Genomic DNA, 18521 nt, shown 5'->3' on the forward strand with positions numbered 1-18521 from the left:
CATGTCGACCGTGGCGAACTTACGCATTCCGACTACGTCCTTAAGACTTGCTCCACCGATTGGAAGCGGCGCAACCTTAGTCCTGCATATATTGCACCGCAAGAGATAATTCCAGTATGGTGTGGGGGCATGACGGTACACATCGACGCAGCTTTCGACGACGCGACCAAGACAGTCAGTTACATCGTTTCCGACCCCTCTTCCGGTCGGGCCGCCATCGTCGACAGTGTGCTGGACTACGACCCGGCTTCGGGAAGAACCGGGACGGAAGGGGCCGACGCCCTGATCGCCAAGGTCGAAGCCGCGGGGCTGACGGTCGACTACATCCTGGAGACCCATATCCATGCGGACCATCTGTCCGCGGCGCTCTATCTGAAGGAGCGGCTGGGAGCGCCGATCTGTGTCGGCGACCGTGTGGGCGTCGTTCAGGAAACCTTCCGCGATGTCTATAATCTGGGCCGGGGCTTTCCCTGCGACGGATCCCAGTTCGACCGGCTGCTGGCCGACGGTGAACGCCTGGCGCTGGGAACACTGGAATTCGAGGTGATGCATGTCCCGGGGCACACGCCGGCCTGCGTCGCCTATCGCATCGAAGATGCGCTGCTGACCGGGGATACATTGTTCATGCCCGATTTCGGGTCGGCGCGATGCGATTTTCCAGGTGGCGATGCCCGCGAACTCTATCGTTCCGTCTCGCGCATTCTGTCGCTGCCGCCTGAAACGCGCCTGTTTCTGTGCCACGATTATGCACCGGGCGGCCGCGACTATGTCTGGGAAACGACGGTCGGCGAGCAGCGCGAAAAGAACATCCACATGCGGGACGGGACGACGGAAGACCAGTTCGTTGCCTTCCGGGAGGCGCGGGACCGCACCCTGACCATGCCGGTCCTGATCCTGCCTTCCGTCCAGGTCAACATCCGCGCCGGGCGGATGCCGGAACCCGATGACAACGGCACTTCTTACCTAAAGATTCCCCTGAACCGCTTCTGATGGCGGCAGATGTCCGGTCTTCATCCAGAACCGGGCACCGTCACGTCCACCGTTGACAGAGAGCTTTCCGCCGGCTGGAAGGCGGATCCAGCTGTGCACGGGCAGGGTTTCGCCGTCGTGGAGAAGCGTCCCTTGCAGGATCAAAAGCTCGGCACCGCCGGGCAGGTCTTGTTGCAACTCTTCGGCAGGGCCGAGTTGTTCGACCGTCACCGTTTCCGTTCTGAAGTCGTGCAGGGGCAGGCTATGACGCCCCATCGCGCGAACGGGCGCACCGGCCATGCTGTCGTCGACGTCGATGGTGACCGGTGTCAGGTCCTCAGGGTGGAATTGCCGCAATTTCACGAAGATCGTGCAGCCGTTCGGCACGTCGGGACGGTGTGCACTGCCCGGCGGATTTCGAACATAAGTCCCTGTCGGGTAGCACCCATGCTCATCGGCAAAGACGCCGTCCAGCACGAGAAACTCTTCGCCCAGATCATGACGATGAGGTTTGAAATCGCTGCCCGGACGATACCGCACTATCGAGGTCGCCCTGGCCACCTCGTCGCCGATCCGGTCCAGCATCTGGCGATCGACACCGGCTTGCGGAGAGTGGATCCACTCCCGATCCGTCGGGCGCAGCACAACCGTTCGATTGAAATCGGCATTCACTTTCATCGGCGATCTCCCATCTGTTGGTCGGCTGTGACGGGTGAAGTCAGACCCGATTCCATAGTCTTTCACGGATATTACAAACCTATCCATAGATAGGTTTTTGCGTCGCTTGAACAAGGCAGACTGCAGCGCTAATTTACCGATTGATAGATAGGAAATGACGGTCCGATGAAGCGCGGCGAAGCACGGGAACGCATTCTGGATGCTGGCGAGTCTCTGGTTCGGCAGCACGGACTTAACGGTGTCAGTTTCAGGGACCTCGCCGATCAGGTCGGTGTGAAGAGTGCGAGTGTTCACTATCATTTTCCGACCAAGGATGACTTTCTGCTGGTCCTGTCCCAGCGGTATTGCCGCAGATTTCTGAGCGCTGCCGAGGAAGCCTTGTCGACCGGGGCGTCGGTTCCGGACAAGGTGCGCGGATATTCGAACCTCTTCCTGACCGCCTTTGCCCAGGACGGCCGCATGTGTCTGTGCGGCATCCTGGCGGCCGAGGCGGCGGACTTGGCGGACCCGGTTCGAAAGGAAATCGCGACCTTCTTCGATGCCAATATAGGGCTGTTGAAAGGGGTCTTGGGCGACGCGTCAGAGGCGCGGTTCGTGTTGACGTCTCTGGAAGGGGCCATGCTGATGGCCCGGGTGGAGAAATCGCCGCAGCACCTGGAAAGCACGGCCCGGGACCTTGTCGACCGTTACCGGAGGAAGGGGTGAGCGCGCCGGATCCGGATCGCCGGTATCCGATGCCGGGCGTGCCGCGCCTCGGGTTTCTGAAGAACTTTATCGACAATCCCCGAATTCTTGTCGGGGACTATACCTATTACGACGATCCGGCCGGCCCGGGACGGTTTGAAGATCGGGTGCTCTATCATTTCGATTTCGAAGAAGACCGGCTGATCATCGGCAAGTTCTGCCAGATCGCGGCTGAACCGACATTTCTGATGAACGGCGCCAACCATCGCACCAATGGCATTTCGGCCTTTCCCTTCGTGATCTTCGGCGCGGATTGGACCGGCCGCTTCGACGGCGAAACCGATTTTCCGAGCCGGGGCGATCTGGTCATCGGTAACGACGTCTGGATTGGGTACGGCGCGACCTTCCTGCCCGGTGTGACGGTGGGGCACGGCGCCATCGTGGCGGCCCGTGCGGTCGTGGCCACCGATGTCCCGCCCTACACCATCGTCGCCGGCAATCCGGCGAAACCCGTCCGACAGCGCTTTTCCGATGGTGATGTGGAAACGCTGTTGCGGCTGGCATGGTGGGACTGGCCGGTCGACCGGATCACAGAGGCGATCCCCTTGATCTGTGCCGGGGATGTCGCGGCGCTGGAAGCCTTCGCGTCACGGGCCGGCCTGGCGGGCAACGGTCCTTAGAGTTCAGCGCCGAGACAGTCGGGTGAGATGCCGGTCGTGGAGCCGCGGCAGCAGAAGCTGCGCCGCCACCGCGCCGATCAGGGCCAATGCCATGTCCTTCTGCGCATCCCAGATATCGCCCTGACTGCCCAGAAAGTCCGCCGCACCATCGGCCGCGATCTCGGCGGCAATCCATTCGATCAGTTCATAGGCCGCGCTTATGCCGAGGACGGACAGGGTAAGGATTGCGAACAGCCAGCCGCCGCGCTTCAGCGGGGTCAGGCGCAGCAGCAGTTCACGGGCGGCAATGGCGGGCACGAACCCCTGGGCAAAATGGCCCAGCCGGTCATAGTGGTTCCGGCTGAGGTCGAAGGCATCGCGCGCCCACTCGCCGACCGGGACCAGCGCGTAGGTGTAGTGGGCGCCGACCAGCAGGATGACGGCATGCAGCCAGATCAGGACATAGAGGACAGGCGTCAGCGGAAAGCGTCGCCAGGTGGCAGCAAGGATCGGTACCGCCAGAAGGACCGGGGCGGCTTCCATCCACCAGGTTGCCCGATCATACGGGCCAACCCAGGACCAGATCAGCACCGGTACAAGCGCCGCACACAGGGCTGCGGGCAGGAGCGGTGCCGATCTGCTGGGGGCCGACATCAGGCTGCCAGCTTGTCCAGTTCCGCGACGACGGCATCGCCCATCTGGCCGGTCGACACGGCTTCGCAACCCGGTGTCATGATGTCCAGCGTGCGCTTGCCGGTGTTCAGGACTTCTTGAGCCGCCTTTTCGACCAGATCGGCATCCTCACCCAGATCGAAGCTGTAGCGCAATGCCATGGCAAAGCTCAGCAGCATGGCCATCGGGTTGGCCTTGCCCTGGCCGGCAATGTCGGGGGCCGAACCGTGCACCGGCTCATACAGTGCCTTGCGACGGCCGGTCGCGTCCACCGCACCCAGGGATGCGGACGGCAGCATGCCCAGCGAGCCGGTCAGCATTGCCGCGACATCCGACAAGAGGTCGCCGAACAGGTTATCCGTCACGATAACGTCGAACTGCTTCGGATTGCGAACAAGCTGCATGGCGCAGTTGTCGGCCAGCACGTTGCTCAGTTCGATATCGTCGTAACCGCCTGATTTGTGAACCTCGGCGACGGTCTGGCGCCAGAAGACACCCGTCTTCATGACATTGGCCTTTTCCGACGACGCCACCTTCTTGTTGCGCTTGCGGGCCAGGTCGAAAGCGACCTCGGCCACCCGCACGATCTCGTCACGGGTATAGGACTGCGTATCGATGCAGCGCTCCTGACCTTCCCAGGTCTGCATGCCGCGCGGTTCGCCGAAGTAAACCCCGGCAGTCAGTTCACGCACGATCATGATGTCCAGGCCGCGTACGACTTCGGGCTTCAGGGTCGAGGCATCCAGCAGCGCATCGAAGGTGACGGCCGGACGCAGATTGGCGAACAGGTCCATCTCCTTGCGCAGGCGCAGAAGCCCGGCTTCCGGCCGCGCGTCCCAGCCTAGATTGTCGTATTGCGGGCCGCCGACAGCGCCGAACAGGACGGCATCGGCGTTTTGGGCCTTGTCCATGGCTTCGTCAGTCAGCGGGGTGCCGTGCGCGTCGTAGGCCGCGCCGCCGACCAGGTCTTCCGTGATGTCGAAGGTCACGGCGCGGCGCTTGTCCATCCAGTCGACGACCTTGCGAATCTCGGAGCAGACCTCGGGACCGATTCCGTCACCCGGCAGCATGAGAAGCGTTTTGTTGGAAGCCATGTCGGCACTCTCCCTGAAATATTCGGAAATTGTTCCGGCGCGGTTTTACCGTCCTGGAAAGCCAGAGAAAAGTGACTTGTCGGCGACGCCGGGTCGCAAGACTTGCGAAATGAGCATTGTCCGCGGCACCCGCACCCGGGCACACTAGGCGAACCAAGCAATCGGACTGGAAATCATGAGCGACAAAGCAAGCTATTCGGGGCGCTGCCTGTGCGGGGCAATCCAGTATGAGGTTCGCGGCCCCATGGACGATGTGCATATGTGTCACTGTGGGCAATGCCGTCGTCAAAGCGGCCACTTCACCGCCGCCACCGGTGCGGCGCGACGCGACTTCACTCTCAACGACCCCTCCGGCGCGCTGGTCTGGTTCGACTCCTCGGACTTTGCGAAGCGGGGGTTCTGCGGGCGCTGCGGGTCGAATCTGTTCTGGGACGATGGCGGTGCCGCGATCAGCATCAACGCCGGCAGTCTGGATTCGCCGACCGGCCTGCGCACCGATTGTCACATCTTTGTCGCGGACAAGGGCGATTACTATGAGATCGCTGACGGGCTGCCGCAGTTCCGTCGCTCGGCGGAGGAAGGCTGACACGTGGCCGGGGACCGGGGCGGATTGGCGGCTTTCGACCTGATACGAGCAATGCCGGAAGACGCAGAGGCCGTTTCGGACCTTTACCTGACGTCACGTGCGGCCATGATGCCTGACTTGCGCCCGGTCCATGACGATACCGCGACCCGACGCTGGATTGCGTGCTGCATGATACCGGATCTTGAGGTCTGGTTGGCGCGCGAAGCGGAGAGCCGTTCGATTCTCGGAATTCTGGCGTTGGATGGTGATTTCATCGACCAACTCTACGTGCACCCTGACCGTTTTCGGCAAGGCATTGGCCGCGGCCTCATCGAACATGCGAAACGGTGTCGCCCGGAGGGCCTGTCGCTGTATTGCTTCAGCCGGAACAGTTCCGCCCTCCGTTTCTATGTGGCCATGGCGTTCGAGCTGGTGCTCGAAAGGGATGGTCGTTTCAATGAGGAAGGGGAACCGGATTGCCTCTACCGCTGGCGTCGCAGCCCGTAGTGCAATGTCAGGCGCGCCGGCGTGAGGACAGACGCTCCTCATCGAGGCCGTATCGGTAGATCTCACGCTGCGTAGGAGGGGCATTTTCAAGGTCGCCGTCGCGACCTGCTGCGACAGTCATGGTGTCGGCGAGCGACCTGGACTGATCGCCGACCTGTCCGACCAGACGCCCTAGGCGGCCCATCTTTCGGTCAAATGCGACCATGCGTGCCCGCAAGGCCCGCATCTCGTGATCCAGGTCAGAAATCGTGCCGTTGAACTCTTCCTGCGTCTCACGCATGCGTTCGATCGCATCGGTCAGTGTCTTCATCAGGTGCGGCCAAGGCTTTCTGTCATTTTGCAGCATCACTGAAACAATGTGCTTGCTGTGATTATCTTGCTGGCAACCTTCGAATGCCAAAATTATTAAGTGTTTCGGGCGGTACTTCGATAGTACCAAACGAAATATGTTCAGATATCGAACGAAATTCCCTTTAGTGTTGTTAAAAATTCAGCGTAAAAACCGTAAGAAAGTGAAGCTGTTCATTTCGGAACAACTTGCCTATAGCACCATGATCAACTTCCTCTCGTCGGAAACCCCATGTCAGATTTCCTGTTGCTTGTCGGTCCGCTGGTCTTTTTCGCATTCAATGTGCTGACCCCAGGGCCGAATGTGCTGAATACGATCGGGACCGCCCTGGGATCGGGCAGGGCGGCGGCCTATGGCTGCGCGGCGGCCTGTGCCGTCGGGGTGTTGGGCTGGGCTGCGGCGGCACTGCTGGGGGCGGGCGCCCTCTTTGCCGCTGTTCCGGAACTGCGGGACGGACTGACCGCTTTCGGAGCGCTGGTGCTGTTTTACTTCGCCTATCGCTATCTGCGGCGCGCGTTCGGCCGTGCCGATGCGGTGCAGCGGATCAGCGGGGTGAGCCCCCGGGTTGCCTTCACCCAGGCCTTTCTGGTCCTGGCAACCAATCCGAAGGCCCTGACAACCTGGATCGCGCTGCTGTCGATCTTTCCCGCGATTTCGGTCTCCTGGGTCAATATGGTGGCTTTCGGGCTGGGCTGCGCCGCGGTCGCCGGTGGCGGGCATGCCGTCTACGCCACTGTGTTCTCCACCAGCCATGCCGCGCGGCTCTATGCGAAGGCGGCGCGGCCGGTCAACGGATTGGTCGGCGCGGGTTTCACCCTCTATGCGTTGAAGCTGCTGGCCGGGGTGTTTCCTGCCTGAACCTGCTGACAATCCGTGTCAGCAGCCGGATGATAGTCTGGCCCTACCGAACGCGAAGAAGAGGTGCGCCATGTCCCTGTCCGACTACTCATCCCCCTCCGGCACGCTGGAGCCGGTTTGGACACTGGAAATCCAGACCCTTGCCGAGGATGTCGACCGGATCCTTGACGCCGTGATCAAGGTGCATCCGCTCGCTTACGGACGCTATCGCCGCAATGCCAGTGTCAGTGCGGTGGGCTATGAGACATCGCAGCCGATGGCCGGGTCCACGACGGATACCCATGTCGGTGGTTTCACGCCGGGGGATACGGAGGCCTATCCGATGGTCGAACTGAAGATTTCGATAGAGCGTGACCAGTCGGCCCTGGAGAAGGTGATGGCGGCAATCCTGGAAGTTCATCATTACGAGCAGCCGGTGATTTTCGTCCGGGAGGCCTGGGCGAGCCGGGCTGCCTATGATCCGAATCGCGACAACCCCCATCGCTGGTGGAATGACGGCCGTGGCCTGCCGGAGAGGATTCGATGAATTCGCTCAGCCGAACCGGTCGAAGTCGCCCTTCGCTTTCGCCTCTTCTATCTTTCGCAGTGTCTCGGCGTCATCCCGGTCCCGGCGGTCCATTGAGTTCGCAATCCGCTCCCGGCCAGCATGGCCGCCTATCCACCAGATGAAGAAATAGCCTGATGCCGCAGCCACGATGATCGTCAGCAGGAACTTTACGAAGAACGGCAACCAGGTCACATCGAAGACAGAGAAGAATATCCAGCCGCCGATGCAAATCGCGAGAAAGGCCATACCGGCCTCACGCCAACCGCTGGAATGTTCCGGGTGGTTGATATCCCGCATTGCCGCTTCATCGTCGAGCCGGTTCATCCTTGCCTCTATCTGCGTGCCGATCGAAGAATAGCACAGGAAGCACAGTTCAGGTTTCTGAGCGGATTACAGTGTGTTTTTCAGCCGTGCGATGTGATCCGCGCCGATGCCGCAGCAGCCGCCGATGATTCCGGCGCCTGCCGCTTTCCAGGAACGGGCGAAATCGGCATAGAGCTCGGGGGTAAGGTCGCGCCGGACTTCGCTGACGCCTTCATTCGCGGCAGTATCGTCCGTCTTCGTCGCGAAGGCGTTGGCGTAGACGCCGATCAATCTACCGGCGGCCTTGTGGGCCGCCTGCGCGACCGCCTGTTCCATCACTTCCGGCTGGGAACAGTTGAACAGCACGGCTTCGACAGATGCCGCCTTCGGGTGGGGCAGTATGTGCCCCAACCAGTCGCCGATACTTTCGCCGGACCGCAGGACCGGCTCCCTGTCGTCGAGTGTGCAGGAAATCCAAACCGGCTTGTCATGGGGCGCGCAGAGTTCCAGGGCGACAAGGCTTTCAGAGATGCTGGAGATCGTTTCCGCCAGGAACAGGTCGGCGAAAGGGGCCTGCGGGTCGATGATTTCGGGCCATAGCTGTCGCGCGCCGGCCGGGTCGAACTTTTCGGGCTCGTAGGACCCGAAAAGCGGCGGAACGGATGCCGCGACCCGGACCGGGCGGCCTGCGGCATCCGCTGCATCCCGGGCCAGTTTTCCGGCGAGCTCCGCCAGGCCGCGCCCGTCCTTGCGGAAGCGGGCATCGCCCAGATGGAACGGCACGACGGCATAGGCATTGGTGGTGATGACGTCCGCGCCGGCTGCGGCAAACCGGTCATGGACCCGACGCACAAAGTCCGGCGCCTCGATCAGCGACAATGCGGACCATTCCGGCTGGCGGAACGGGGCGCCCATGTCGATGAGTTCGCGGCTGATACCGCCGTCAAGAACGATCATTCCCGTATTCCAAATCATCCGGACCCTGTTGCCGATTTCCTGCGAGAGCAAGGACCTTCACGGGGCCGGAGACTTCCAGAAACAACGTCGTGCTCCTGCTTCCGCAAGAGCACGACGTTGCCATCAAGGCGCCTTATTCCGCCGCCTCCGCATAGGCGTCCATCGGCGGACAGGTGCAGACCAGATTGCGGTCGCCGGCGACATTGTCGACGCGGGCGACGGGCGGCCAGTACTTGTCGTCGCGGGTGGAAGGCAGCGGGAAGAACGCGGCTTCCTTGGTGTAGGGCTTCGGCCAGGGCGTTTCCATCAGCAGATGATGGGTATGCGGTGCATTGACCAGGACGTTGTTTTCTCTGTCGGCCTTGCCTTCCTCGACTTCCCGGATTTCCTCGCGGATGCGGATCATTGCATCGCAGAACCGGTCCAGTTCCCGTTTTGCCTCGCTCTCCGTTGGTTCGATCATCATCGTTTCCGGCACCGGCCAGGACATCGTCGGGGCATGGAACCCGAAATCGACCAGACGCTTGGCAATGTCCTCGACCGACACGCCGCAGGTTTCCTTGAAGGCGCGGCAGTCGACGATGCATTCATGGGCGACCGTGCCGTTCCGCCCCGTATAGAGGATCGGGTAGTGATCCTTCAGACGGTGGGCGATGTAGTTCGCGTTCAGGATCGCGACCTCGGTGGCCTGACGCAGGCCCTGCGGTCCCATCATCCGGATATAGGCCCAGACGATCGGCAGGATGCTCGCCGACCCCCATGGTGCGGCCGAAACCGGCCCGACCGGCCCGACATGGCCCTTGTCCTCATGGGCGTAGGGGTTCAGCCCATCGACCATCGGGTGTTCCGACAGGAAGGGCGCCAGGTGACGGCGGACGCCGATCGGGCCCATGCCCGGACCGCCGCCGCCATGCGGGATGCAGAAGGTCTTGTGCAGGTTCAGGTGGCTGACATCGGCGCCGAACTTGCCCGGTTTGCAGATGCCGACCATGGCGTTCAGGTTCGCGCCATCGACATAGACCTGCCCACCGTGCTCATGCACCAGGGCACAGATATCCTCTACCGTTTCCTCGAACACGCCGTGTGTCGACGGGTAGGTGATCATGATCGCGGCGAGGTTGTCGGTATGCTTCTCCGCCTTTTCCTTCAGGTCGGCCATGTCGATGTTGCCGGCCTCGTCGCATTTCACGACCACGACCTTCATGCCGGCCATGATCGCGCTGGCCGGGTTGGTGCCATGGGCGGAGGACGGGATCAGGCAGATGTCGCGCTGCGTGTCGCCACGGCTTTCGTGGTAGCGGCGGATCGTCAGCAGTCCGGCATACTCGCCCTGACTGCCGGCATTCGGCATCAGCGAAATCGCGTCGTAGCCCGTGATCTCGCACAGCCAGGTTTCCAGATCCTCGAACATCTGCTGGTAGCCCTGGGCCTGATCCAGCGGTGCGAAGGGATGCAGATGGGCGAAGTTGCGCCAGGTGACGGGAATCATTTCCGTCGTGGCGTTCAGCTTCATGGTGCAGGACCCGAGCGGGATCATCGACCGGTCCAGCGCGATATCCTTGGCACAGAGCCAGCGGATGTAGCGCAGCATCTCGGTCTCGCCGTGATACAGATTGAAGATCGGGTGAGTGAGGTACTCGTCCGGCGTCCGGCGCAGGATATGCGGGATCACGTCGTCCGCAACCTCCCGATCCAGGGCGCCGATGGACAGCGGCTCGTCCTTGTTGCTGGAAAAGACCGCCAGGAGCCTGTCCAGGTCCTGCCGTTTGGTCGCCTCGTCCAGGGAGATCCCCAGCGTATCGCTGTCGACCAGGCGCAGGTTGATACCCGCAGCCTTGGCTTTAGCCAGAAGACGCGGCGCCTGACCGGGCTGGCGGACCTGAATCGTGTCGAAGAACTTCGAATGGACGATTTCGTAGCCCCGGCGGCGCAGCGCCTCGGCAACGATCTGGGCCTTGCGATGGATGCGGCGCGCAATGCGGTACAGCCCGTGCGGACCGTGATAGACCGCATAGAATCCGGCGATTACCGCCAGAAGGACCTGCGCCGTGCAGATGTTGCTGGTCGCCTTCTCGCGGCGGATATGCTGTTCGCGGGTTTGCAGCGCCATGCGCAGCGCCTTGCGGCCCTCGGCATCGACGGACACGCCGATAATACGGCCCGGGGTGTTGCGCTTGTGGGCCTCGCGGGTTGCGAAGAAGGCAGCGTGCGGCCCGCCATAGCCCATTGGAACGCCGAAGCGCTGGGCCGAGCCTACGACGACATCGGCGCCGTATTCCCCCGGCGGCTTCAGCATGACCAGGGCCATGAGATCGCTGGCGACAATGGCCAGTCCACCCTTTTCCTGGACCTTGCGGATCGGTTCGGAGATGTCACGAATCCGGCCTGACGATCCGGGATACTGGATCAGCGCGCCGAACACGTCGGCCTCGTCCAGGTCGGTATCGGAATCACCCTCGATCACCTCGATGCCCAGGGACCAGGCGCGGGTGCGGATCACCGCCAGTGTCTGCGGATGGACATCGTTATCGACGAAGAAGGCGTCGGATTTGGATTTGGAAACGCGATGTGCCATGGCCATGGCCTCCGCCGCCGCCGTCCCCTCGTCCAGCAGCGAGGCATTGGCCAGTTCCATGCCGGTCAGATCGATCACCATCTGCTGATAGTTCAGCAGCGCTTCCAGGCGACCCTGGCTGACTTCCGGCTGATACGGCGTATAGGCGGTGTACCAGCCCGGATTTTCCAGCACGTTTCGTAGAATGACCGGAGGCGTGATCGTGCCGTAATATCCCATGCCGATCATGGTCGTGCAGACCTTGTTCTTGTCGGCGATGGCGCGCAGGGCGGAGAGCGTCTTGCGCTCGCTGATGGACGGCGGAATGTCCAGCGGATCGTCGATGCGAATTGACGGCGGCACGGCCGTTTCGATCAGTTCATTCAGGGACTTGTAGCCGAGTTCGCCCAGCATCTCCTTGATCTGCGGCTTCCCGGGCCCGATGTGGCGGCGGATGAAGTCGTGATGCACTTCCAGATCGTCGAGGGTCAGACGATCGTCATTGTCATGGGCCATGGTGCTGTTTCCTCTGCTACGCTGTCCTGTCCGCGAGGGCGCATGCCCTCGCGGTCCCGCATCGTGCGTTTTCCGGCGTTACCCCCTGAACTACGGGGAAACGCGCCGGGGCGATCAGTCCTCGATAAATTCCTTGTAGTCGGACTCGCTCATCAGATCGTCCAACTCGCTCTTGTCGGCGATGGTCATCTTGAAGAACCAGCCATCCCCTTCAGCGTCCTCGTTCACCGTACCCGGATTGTCGCTCAGGGCTTCGTTGACCTCGGTGATCTCGCCGCCAATCGGGGCGTAGACCTCACTGGCGGCCTTCACGGATTCGACAACGCCTGCTTCGTCGTCCTTGTTCAAGGTTGCGCCGACTTCGGGCAGTTCGACGAAAACGATATCGCCCAGTTGCTCCTGCGCGTGGTTGGTAATGCCGACGGTCGCGGTATCGCCGTCGATTTCCACCCATTCATGCTCTTCGGAATACTTACGTTCGGCCATGATCCCTCTTCTCCCTGATCTTTGGTCGATGGTGATGAACTCTAACCCCGATAGAAACCGGGGGGAACGAAAGGCAGTTTCGCGACCTTGGCCGGCATGGCCTTACCGCGAACCGACAGGAAGATCTCCGTGCCGGGTTTGGCCAGATCGGCCGGGACATAGCCCATCGCGACCGGACCGCCGACGGTCGGACCGAAGCCGCCGCTGGTAATCACACCGATGGCTTCGCCGTCGGCATTCTGAATTTCGGTGCCCTCGCGCGCCGGCGCCCGGCCTTCCGGCTGGATGCCCACGCGTTTGCGCGACACGCCGTCGGCAATCTGGGCCAGGACGATGGCGGCACCGGGGAAACCGCCCTCTGTGCGGCGCCGCTTTCCGATGGACCATGTCAGCCCGCCTTCAACGGGCGTCGTCGTGTCATCGATGTCATGACCATAAAGGCAGAGCCCTGCCTCCAGGCGCAGGGAATCGCGCGCCCCGAGGCCGATGGGGGCGACGGCCTCCTCGGCCAGCAGCGCACGGGCCAGCGTCTCGGCATCGGAATCGGGCACGGAAATCTCGTAACCGTCCTCCCCGGTATAGCCGGATCGACTGATCCACAGATCCGCACCTTTCCAGTCGATGCGGGTCTGGCTCATGAAGGGCATGGTTGCCAGTTCCGCGCCGAACAGTGCGGCCGCGACGTCCGCCGCTTTCGGACCCTGCAGGGCGATCAGCGCGCGATCTTCCAGGCGTTCAACGCGGACGCGGCCTTTCAGCGCATCGCCAATCAGGGTGAGGTCCTGATCCTTACAGGCGGCGTTGACCACCAGATACAGACGGTCTGTTCCGAAGGAGTCGACCGGGCGCGTCACCATCAGGTCGTCCAGAATGCCGCCCTTGTCGTTCAACAACTGGGAGTATCGCTGGCGGCCGGGCTCCAGGCCCTGAACATCGGCCGGAACCAGCGTCTCCAGCGCGATGGCCGGATCCGTGCCGTCCTCGGCAATCAGCCATGCCTGACCCATATGCGATACATCAAACAGGCCCGCGGCCTCCCGCGTGTGGGTATGTTCCTTCAGAATGCCCGCCGGGTATTGCACCGGCATGTCATATCCCGCGAAAGGCACCATCTTGCCGCCCAGTTCACGGTGCAGGGCGTTCAGCGGCGTTGTCTTGAGCGACTCTTCGGTCATTGCCGTCTCCCGATTTCACAAACAAAAAAAGACGCGGCCGAATCGCTTCGACAACGCGCCCCTCTGTCTCGGAACCTGAGAGAGTCGCCAACGCGCTACGGCGCGGGGCTTACCCCGTCGGTGGGAACGGTCACCCGTTCCACTTTCCAGATCGTCCTCCGCGCCGCGGTCCTGGTGCCTGAGAGTTTCCGGGGCGGTTGCTCCTTCGGCGGCCGTGCTATGGGGCACAACACTCTCCCACAGGCGTCATCGGACTATGTCGCCTGCATGCTAGACGACGCCGCTTTTCTGTCAAGGTTACGCGATGGTTGCGGTGCCAGAAAAAACTTCGCCCTTTTCATTTCGAGGTCGATATGGAAAGTCGATGCCATGTTGAGCCACATCGAAGACGCCGGGAATGATTACCCTTGGGCCAGGACCATTGGACTGACCCAGGCCAGGGCGGTTATGGCGCTCTGGCAGGCCATGCCCATGCCGAAACCGCGCCGGAACCTGGACCCTCTGGCATTTGGCGGTCGGGTCCTGCCGCATCTCAATCTGTTGCGGCGGGTAGGGCAGGGGCATGCCGTTGAAGATGTTCGCTACGATCTGGTGGGCGGTGTGGTCGATGACGCCGTGCCGCGGCTGAGGCCGGGCGCGATGGCGCTGCATGGCGCCGGTCCGGACAACGACCGGATCGTGTTCTTCCGCTTCTATTCCGAATGCCTGACCAGACAGATGCCGGTCTTCTTCACCGGACAGTACCTGTCGGAGAGCAAGGTCCGCACGCATCTGCTTTGCTTATGCCTGCCGCTGGATCTGCGCGAAGGCGGGCCCGCCGAATCGATCCTGGTGGGCGCCTGGTTCCTTCCGGCGCAGGGTGCGTTTCAAAACGGTCCGGTTGGCAATTTCGAGGAGATTCCGCTGGAGACTCTTTGCCGCGGCAACGCCTAGCGACCGCTTTCGGAGCGATTGTACTCCAGTTCTTCCTTCGACAGCTTGAGGCCGAGGAATACCAGAAACTCCTTCGAGGTCTGATCCAGTTCCTTCGGAATCTGGATGGTGACAAAATCAGAGCTGACGATCGACGTCCTGTTGCCGACAAATTTCAGCGTCATAGGCAATTCGCGGCGCTGGAGTACGTCGCGGTCCCTGTTCGTAACGGCCAGGAAGACTTCGATCTGCTCTACTCCGTCGCGATCCGCCGGCCCGCGTACACCGCGAATGGCAATCGGGAAGGTCATCTCGATTTCATCCTCGTCCACGGTACATTCCCCGGACAGGAACTTGATCTCCGCCTGCATCACCACATCGGTGATATCCCGACCGGGCCCGTCCGCGAATCGTGTCACCCGTTCGGTATCCAGCGGAATGCGGATGGTCGGGCAGGCGATGATCTCGTCGGGCGGACTGCTGCAAGCCGCGGTCGCGAGTGCAAGAGTGCCGATCAAGACGGCACGTGCCGCATTTCTTCCCATCCGCATGAAACGAACTCTCCTAGATTTTCGAATGGCTACCGTCGCATAACGGTCCGTGCGCCGACATTCTGCAACCGCAAAAATAGACCAGCCTTGTCCTCTCCGCCCTGTAAGGGATCGGTGACGTTCCGGCCCCGGCATGACTGCCGTCGCAGAACGGTTGTTTAGAGGATCGGCCGCATGCACACCACATATACGTTTGACCTGCCTGCACCATCACCGGAAACGGCCCAATTGCCGGGTGTTTTCGCTCCGGCATGACAACATCCTCCGGCATCGGGTCCCTGCCAGCGTCATACGCGATTCGCCGGTCGGCACGCTAATGGAGGCGCCCGGCAGGAACAAGGCTGTGCCAGCCTTCCCGGTTGACGGATGAGGCCGAAAGGGCGACGTAAGGGAACGCGCAATTCCGGATGGGCGAAGATGACGGCGACGAGACGGAAACTCACGATTCGACTGGCGGGGCCCCGCGGTTTCTGTGCCGGTGTGGACCGTGCGATTCTGATCGTCGAGAAAGCCCTGGAGAAGTTCGGGGCGCCGGTCTACGTGCGCCACGAGATTGTCCATAACAAGTTCGTGGTCGAATCCCTGCAGGCAAAAGGCGCGGTTTTCGTGGAGGAACTGGACGAGGCGCCGACGGACAGACCCATCGTTTTTTCGGCGCACGGTGTTCCGAAATCCGTGCCGGCGGATGCCGAGGCGCGCCAGATGATTTATGTCGATGCGACCTGCCCCCTGGTCAGCAAGGTTCATCGTGAGGTGGAACGCCATCACCGGGCCGACCATACCGTGGTGCTGATCGGCCATGCCGGGCATCCGGAAGTCATCGGCACGATGGGGCAGGTGCCCGAGGGCCGCATCGTACTGGTTGAAACGGTCGATGACGTCGCCGGATTGGATTTTCCGGAGGACACGCCCCTGGCCTACGCCACGCAGACGACGCTGTCGGTCGACGATACGGCGGCCATCGTGGATGCGCTGCGGGCCCGCTTTCCGCAGATATCCGGCCCCAAGCGCGAGGATATCTGTTACGCCACGACGAACCGCCAGGCTGCGGTTCGGGCTTTGGCCGCGGAATCGGATGCCGTTCTGGTGATTGGGGCCCCGAATTCGTCGAATTCCCGACGCCTGGTGGAAGTGGCCCGCGTCGCCGGATGTCCGAAGGCAACCCTGGTGCAGCGGGCGACGGATATCGATTGGTCATGGATGCAGGGCGTGCGGAATCTGGGCATATCCGCGGGTGCGTCTGCACCGGAGGTGCTTGTCGACGAGGTGATCGCGGCGTGCAGGGAGCATTTTGACGTGACCCTGGGCGAGGTGATTGTCGCCGAGGAGGATGTCGAATTCAAACTGCCCCGCCTGCTGGCGAGTTGAGCGGAGACGGTTTGTAGCATGGCTGTTTATACGGATGTATCCGACGAGGAGATGTCGGCCTTCGTCGCCGATTACAAGATCGGCGATCTGGTATCGGCGAAGGGAATTGCCGAAGGGGTGGAAAACTCCAACTACCTGATCCGGACGACCCAGGACACCTACATCCTGACCCTCTACGAGAAGCGGGTGAAGCGCGAGGATCTGCCCTTTTTCATCGGCCTGATGAATCATTTGGCGGAAAAGGGGATTCCCTGTCCGCGGCCGATCGAGATGCCGGATGGCACCGCCTTGCGGGAACTGAACGGCCGTCCCGCCGCCGTCACCAGTTTCCTGGAGGGGATGTGGACGCGGCGCATCCGGCGCGAACATTGTGCCCAACTCGGTACGGCACTCGCGGGCTTTCACAAGGCCGGTGCCGATTTCGACATGACGCGGCGCAACGCGCTGACTGTCGGCGACTGGCGGCCCTTGTTCGAACTGTCCGAGGCGCGGGCGTCGGAAGTGCACGAGGATATGGCACCGCTGATCCGGGACGAGCTGGATTTCCTCGAGGCGAACTGGCCAAAGGATCTGCCGGTCGGTGTGTGTCACGCGGATCTGTTTCCGGACAATGTCTTCTTCATCGGCGACCGTCTGTCCGGAGTGATCGATTTCTACTTCGCCTGCACCGATTTCCTGGCTTATGACCTGGCCATCTGCATGAATGCCTGGTGCTTCGAGCGGGATCGAAGCTTCAACGTGACCAAGGCGCGGGCATTTCTGTCGAACTATGCCGCCGACCGGGCGCTGACGGATGGCGAGTTCGCGGCGCTACCGGTCCTGGCGCGCGGGTCCGCCCTGCGCTTTCTGCTGACCCGCCTTTATGATTGGCTGAACTGCCCGCCGGGCGCTCTGGTCAGACCGCACGACCCGATGGAGTATTTTGACAAGCTGCGCTTTCACCGGACCGTCCGGGATCCGGCCGCCTATGGGTTGGACCGGTCATGAGCGACGCAAAGACGGTGGAAATCTTCACGGACGGTGCCTGCAGCGGCAATCCCGGCCCCGGAGGCTGGGGTGCAGTTCTGCGCTGGGGCGATACCGAGCGGGAACTGAGCGGCGGCGAAGCCGAAACGACCAACAACCGCATGGAGTTGATGGCGGCGATTGCGTCCCTGGAAGCCCTCAAGCGCCCTGTTCGGGTCCGGATCACCACGGACAGCACCTATGTTCGCGACGGGATCACCAAATGGATCCACGGCTGGAAGCGCAATGGCTGGAAGACAGCGGCGAAGAAGCCGGTGAAGAATGCGGATCTGTGGCAGCGACTGGAGGCCGCCGCCGCGCGGCATCAGGTCGAATGGGACTGGGTCAAGGGGCATGCCGGCCATCCCGAGAACGAGCGGGCCGACGAATTGGCGCGCCAGGCCGTGCCGGGGCGTTAGACGACGATAGACGAGACAAGCCATGCTGCTGCCGGATATCCAGACCTTCATGATTTTCGCGGCGGCATCGCTTGCACTCTACGTCGCGCCAGGACCGGATATGATCCTGATTGCCTCCCGCTCGATGGGCGGTGGATTTCGTGCCGGCTTGTGTGCGGCCGTTGGTGTCAATCTGGGGATCACCATCCATATGCTCGCCGCGGCTTTCGGACTCGCGGCCCTGCTGACGGCGGAACCGGAGATTTTCAGGATGCTGACCTGGATCGGGGCCGCCTATCTGGCCTATTTAGGTTTCCGGGCGATCCTGACCGCACGGAAGCGTATCGCCGTCGAGGCACAACGTCCGTCCCGGGCCGTTGCGATGATCCGCCAGGGACTGCTGGTGAACCTGCTCAACCCGAAGATCGCCGTTTTCTTCCTGGCCTTCCTGCCGCAGTTCGCCGATCCGTCGCGCGGTGATCCGACGCTTCAGATTCTGTTCTTCGGTGCGCTGTTCAATGCGGGCGGCTTTCTGTTCGTGATCGGACTTGTGGTGATTTTCAGCCGTATCGGCCCGTGGATCAGATCCCGCCCTGCGATCTGGCGCTGGCAGCAGATATTGTCCGGCTCCGTCCTGCTTGGACTGGCTGTCAACCTGGCCTTGCCGGAGCGGCGTTAGAGACAGAAACCCGCCCCCTGCCGATGGCAGGGGGC

At 62.1% G+C, this 18521-nt stretch carries 23 protein-coding genes and 1 riboswitch; of the genes, 12 read left to right on the forward strand and 11 right to left on the reverse strand.

Features of this window, described 5'->3' with window-relative positions; all coding sequences use genetic code 11:
* Positions 1 to 129: 129 nt before the first annotated feature.
* Positions 130 to 990, forward strand: coding sequence for an MBL fold metallo-hydrolase (locus R8L07_14765; GenBank protein ID MDW3206796.1), 861 nt, complete (start codon positions 130 to 132; stop codon positions 988 to 990).
* Here the strand turns inward: R8L07_14765 and R8L07_14770 are convergent.
* Positions 964 to 1647 (reverse strand): cupin domain-containing protein, encoded by a 684-nt coding sequence (locus R8L07_14770; GenBank protein ID MDW3206797.1) that lies wholly within the window; start codon positions 1645 to 1647, stop codon positions 964 to 966. The genes R8L07_14765 and R8L07_14770 overlap by 27 nt on opposite strands.
* A gap of 165 nt (positions 1648 to 1812) precedes the next feature.
* Between R8L07_14770 and R8L07_14775 the strand changes: the two genes are divergently transcribed.
* Entirely contained in the window at positions 1813 to 2352 is a 540-nt protein-coding gene (locus R8L07_14775; GenBank protein ID MDW3206798.1) for a TetR/AcrR family transcriptional regulator, read from the forward strand.
* Between the two features lie 29 nt (positions 2353 to 2381).
* Positions 2382 to 3011: a CatB-related O-acetyltransferase gene (locus R8L07_14780; protein MDW3206799.1), complete on the forward strand. Its 630-nt coding sequence runs from the start codon at positions 2382 to 2384 to the stop codon at positions 3009 to 3011.
* A 3-nt stretch (positions 3012 to 3014) separates the two neighbouring features.
* Here R8L07_14780 and R8L07_14785 read toward each other — a convergent pair whose 3' ends face one another.
* Positions 3015 to 3644 carry a DUF2238 domain-containing protein gene (locus R8L07_14785; GenBank protein MDW3206800.1) on the reverse strand — a complete coding sequence of 210 codons (630 nt, stop codon included), beginning with the start codon at positions 3642 to 3644 and terminating at the stop codon, positions 3015 to 3017.
* On the reverse strand, positions 3644 to 4756 hold the full coding sequence (gene leuB, locus R8L07_14790; protein MDW3206801.1) for a 3-isopropylmalate dehydrogenase: 1113 nt from the start codon (positions 4754 to 4756) through the stop codon (positions 3644 to 3646). Before leuB ends, R8L07_14785 begins: the two co-directional genes overlap by 1 nt.
* 175 nt (positions 4757 to 4931) lie before the next feature.
* Here leuB and R8L07_14795 point away from each other — a divergent pair, with 175 nt between their 5' ends.
* Both R8L07_14795 and R8L07_14800 read left to right on the forward strand, forming a co-directional pair.
* Positions 4932 to 5342, forward strand: coding sequence for a GFA family protein (locus R8L07_14795; protein ID MDW3206802.1), 411 nt, complete (start codon positions 4932 to 4934; stop codon positions 5340 to 5342).
* Between the two features lie 3 nt (positions 5343 to 5345).
* On the forward strand, positions 5346 to 5828 hold the full coding sequence (locus R8L07_14800; protein MDW3206803.1) for a GNAT family N-acetyltransferase: 483 nt from the start codon (positions 5346 to 5348) through the stop codon (positions 5826 to 5828).
* Positions 5829 to 5835: 7 nt separating this feature from the next.
* On the opposite strand, the gene R8L07_14805 is transcribed toward R8L07_14800, so the two are convergent.
* Positions 5836 to 6138, reverse strand: coding sequence for a hypothetical protein (locus R8L07_14805; protein ID MDW3206804.1), 303 nt, complete (start codon positions 6136 to 6138; stop codon positions 5836 to 5838).
* Between the two features lie 270 nt (positions 6139 to 6408).
* Between R8L07_14805 and R8L07_14810 the strand changes: the two genes are divergently transcribed.
* Complete coding sequence (locus R8L07_14810; protein MDW3206805.1) at positions 6409 to 7035, forward strand: LysE family transporter; 627 nt, start codon at positions 6409 to 6411, stop codon at positions 7033 to 7035.
* A 70-nt stretch (positions 7036 to 7105) separates the two neighbouring features.
* The gene (locus R8L07_14815; protein ID MDW3206806.1) at positions 7106 to 7561 is read left to right on the forward strand and encodes a hypothetical protein; all 456 of its coding nucleotides are present in this window, start codon (positions 7106 to 7108) and stop codon (positions 7559 to 7561) included.
* 6 nt (positions 7562 to 7567) lie between these two features.
* Here R8L07_14815 and R8L07_14820 read toward each other — a convergent pair whose 3' ends face one another.
* From R8L07_14820 to gcvT, 5 genes are all read right to left on the reverse strand, one after another.
* The gene (locus tag R8L07_14820) at positions 7568 to 7906 is read right to left on the reverse strand and encodes a hypothetical protein (GenBank protein MDW3206807.1); all 339 of its coding nucleotides are present in this window, start codon (positions 7904 to 7906) and stop codon (positions 7568 to 7570) included.
* 66 nt (positions 7907 to 7972) lie between these two features.
* Positions 7973 to 8842 carry a homocysteine S-methyltransferase family protein gene (locus tag R8L07_14825; GenBank protein ID MDW3206808.1) on the reverse strand — a complete coding sequence of 290 codons (870 nt, stop codon included), beginning with the start codon at positions 8840 to 8842 and terminating at the stop codon, positions 7973 to 7975.
* Between the two features lie 133 nt (positions 8843 to 8975).
* On the reverse strand, positions 8976 to 11912 hold the full coding sequence (gene gcvP, locus R8L07_14830) for an aminomethyl-transferring glycine dehydrogenase (GenBank protein MDW3206809.1): 2937 nt from the start codon (positions 11910 to 11912) through the stop codon (positions 8976 to 8978).
* A 114-nt stretch (positions 11913 to 12026) separates the two neighbouring features.
* Positions 12027 to 12398: a glycine cleavage system protein GcvH gene (gcvH, locus tag R8L07_14835; protein ID MDW3206810.1), complete on the reverse strand. Its 372-nt coding sequence runs from the start codon at positions 12396 to 12398 to the stop codon at positions 12027 to 12029.
* A gap of 41 nt (positions 12399 to 12439) precedes the next feature.
* Entirely contained in the window at positions 12440 to 13573 is a 1134-nt protein-coding gene (gcvT, locus tag R8L07_14840) for a glycine cleavage system aminomethyltransferase GcvT (protein MDW3206811.1), read from the reverse strand.
* Between the two features lie 156 nt (positions 13574 to 13729).
* Positions 13730 to 13823, reverse strand: a riboswitch (glycine riboswitch).
* Between the two features lie 119 nt (positions 13824 to 13942).
* Between gcvT and R8L07_14845 the strand changes: the two genes are divergently transcribed.
* Positions 13943 to 14506 (forward strand): hypothetical protein, encoded by a 564-nt coding sequence (locus R8L07_14845; protein ID MDW3206812.1) that lies wholly within the window; start codon positions 13943 to 13945, stop codon positions 14504 to 14506.
* Here the strand turns inward: R8L07_14845 and R8L07_14850 are convergent.
* A complete protein-coding gene (locus R8L07_14850; protein MDW3206813.1) occupies positions 14503 to 15036 on the reverse strand; it encodes a hypothetical protein in 534 nt (177 codons plus the stop codon). The two genes, R8L07_14845 and R8L07_14850, sit on opposite strands and share 4 nt — an antisense overlap.
* 13 nt (positions 15037 to 15049) lie before the next feature.
* Positions 15050 to 15289, reverse strand: a complete 240-nt coding sequence (locus R8L07_14855; GenBank protein ID MDW3206814.1) for a CDGSH iron-sulfur domain-containing protein — start codon at positions 15287 to 15289, stop codon at positions 15050 to 15052.
* 164 nt (positions 15290 to 15453) lie between these two features.
* On the opposite strand from R8L07_14855, the gene ispH reads away from it, so the two are divergent.
* The 4 genes from ispH to R8L07_14875 are packed head-to-tail and all read left to right on the forward strand — an operon-like array spanning position 15454 to position 18486.
* A complete protein-coding gene (ispH, locus tag R8L07_14860; GenBank protein MDW3206815.1) occupies positions 15454 to 16404 on the forward strand; it encodes a 4-hydroxy-3-methylbut-2-enyl diphosphate reductase in 951 nt (316 codons plus the stop codon).
* An 18-nt stretch (positions 16405 to 16422) separates the two neighbouring features.
* Entirely contained in the window at positions 16423 to 17391 is a 969-nt protein-coding gene (locus tag R8L07_14865) for a homoserine kinase (protein MDW3206816.1), read from the forward strand.
* Complete coding sequence (gene rnhA / locus R8L07_14870) at positions 17388 to 17828, forward strand: ribonuclease HI (protein ID MDW3206817.1); 441 nt, start codon at positions 17388 to 17390, stop codon at positions 17826 to 17828. The genes R8L07_14865 and rnhA overlap by 4 nt, the downstream gene beginning before the upstream one ends.
* A 22-nt stretch (positions 17829 to 17850) precedes the next feature.
* On the forward strand, positions 17851 to 18486 hold the full coding sequence (locus R8L07_14875) for a LysE family translocator (protein ID MDW3206818.1): 636 nt from the start codon (positions 17851 to 17853) through the stop codon (positions 18484 to 18486).
* Positions 18487 to 18521: the final 35 nt, after the last annotated feature.

Source organism: Alphaproteobacteria bacterium (assembly GCA_033344895.1).
GTDB lineage: Bacteria > Pseudomonadota > Alphaproteobacteria > UBA8366 > Aestuariispiraceae > Pacificispira.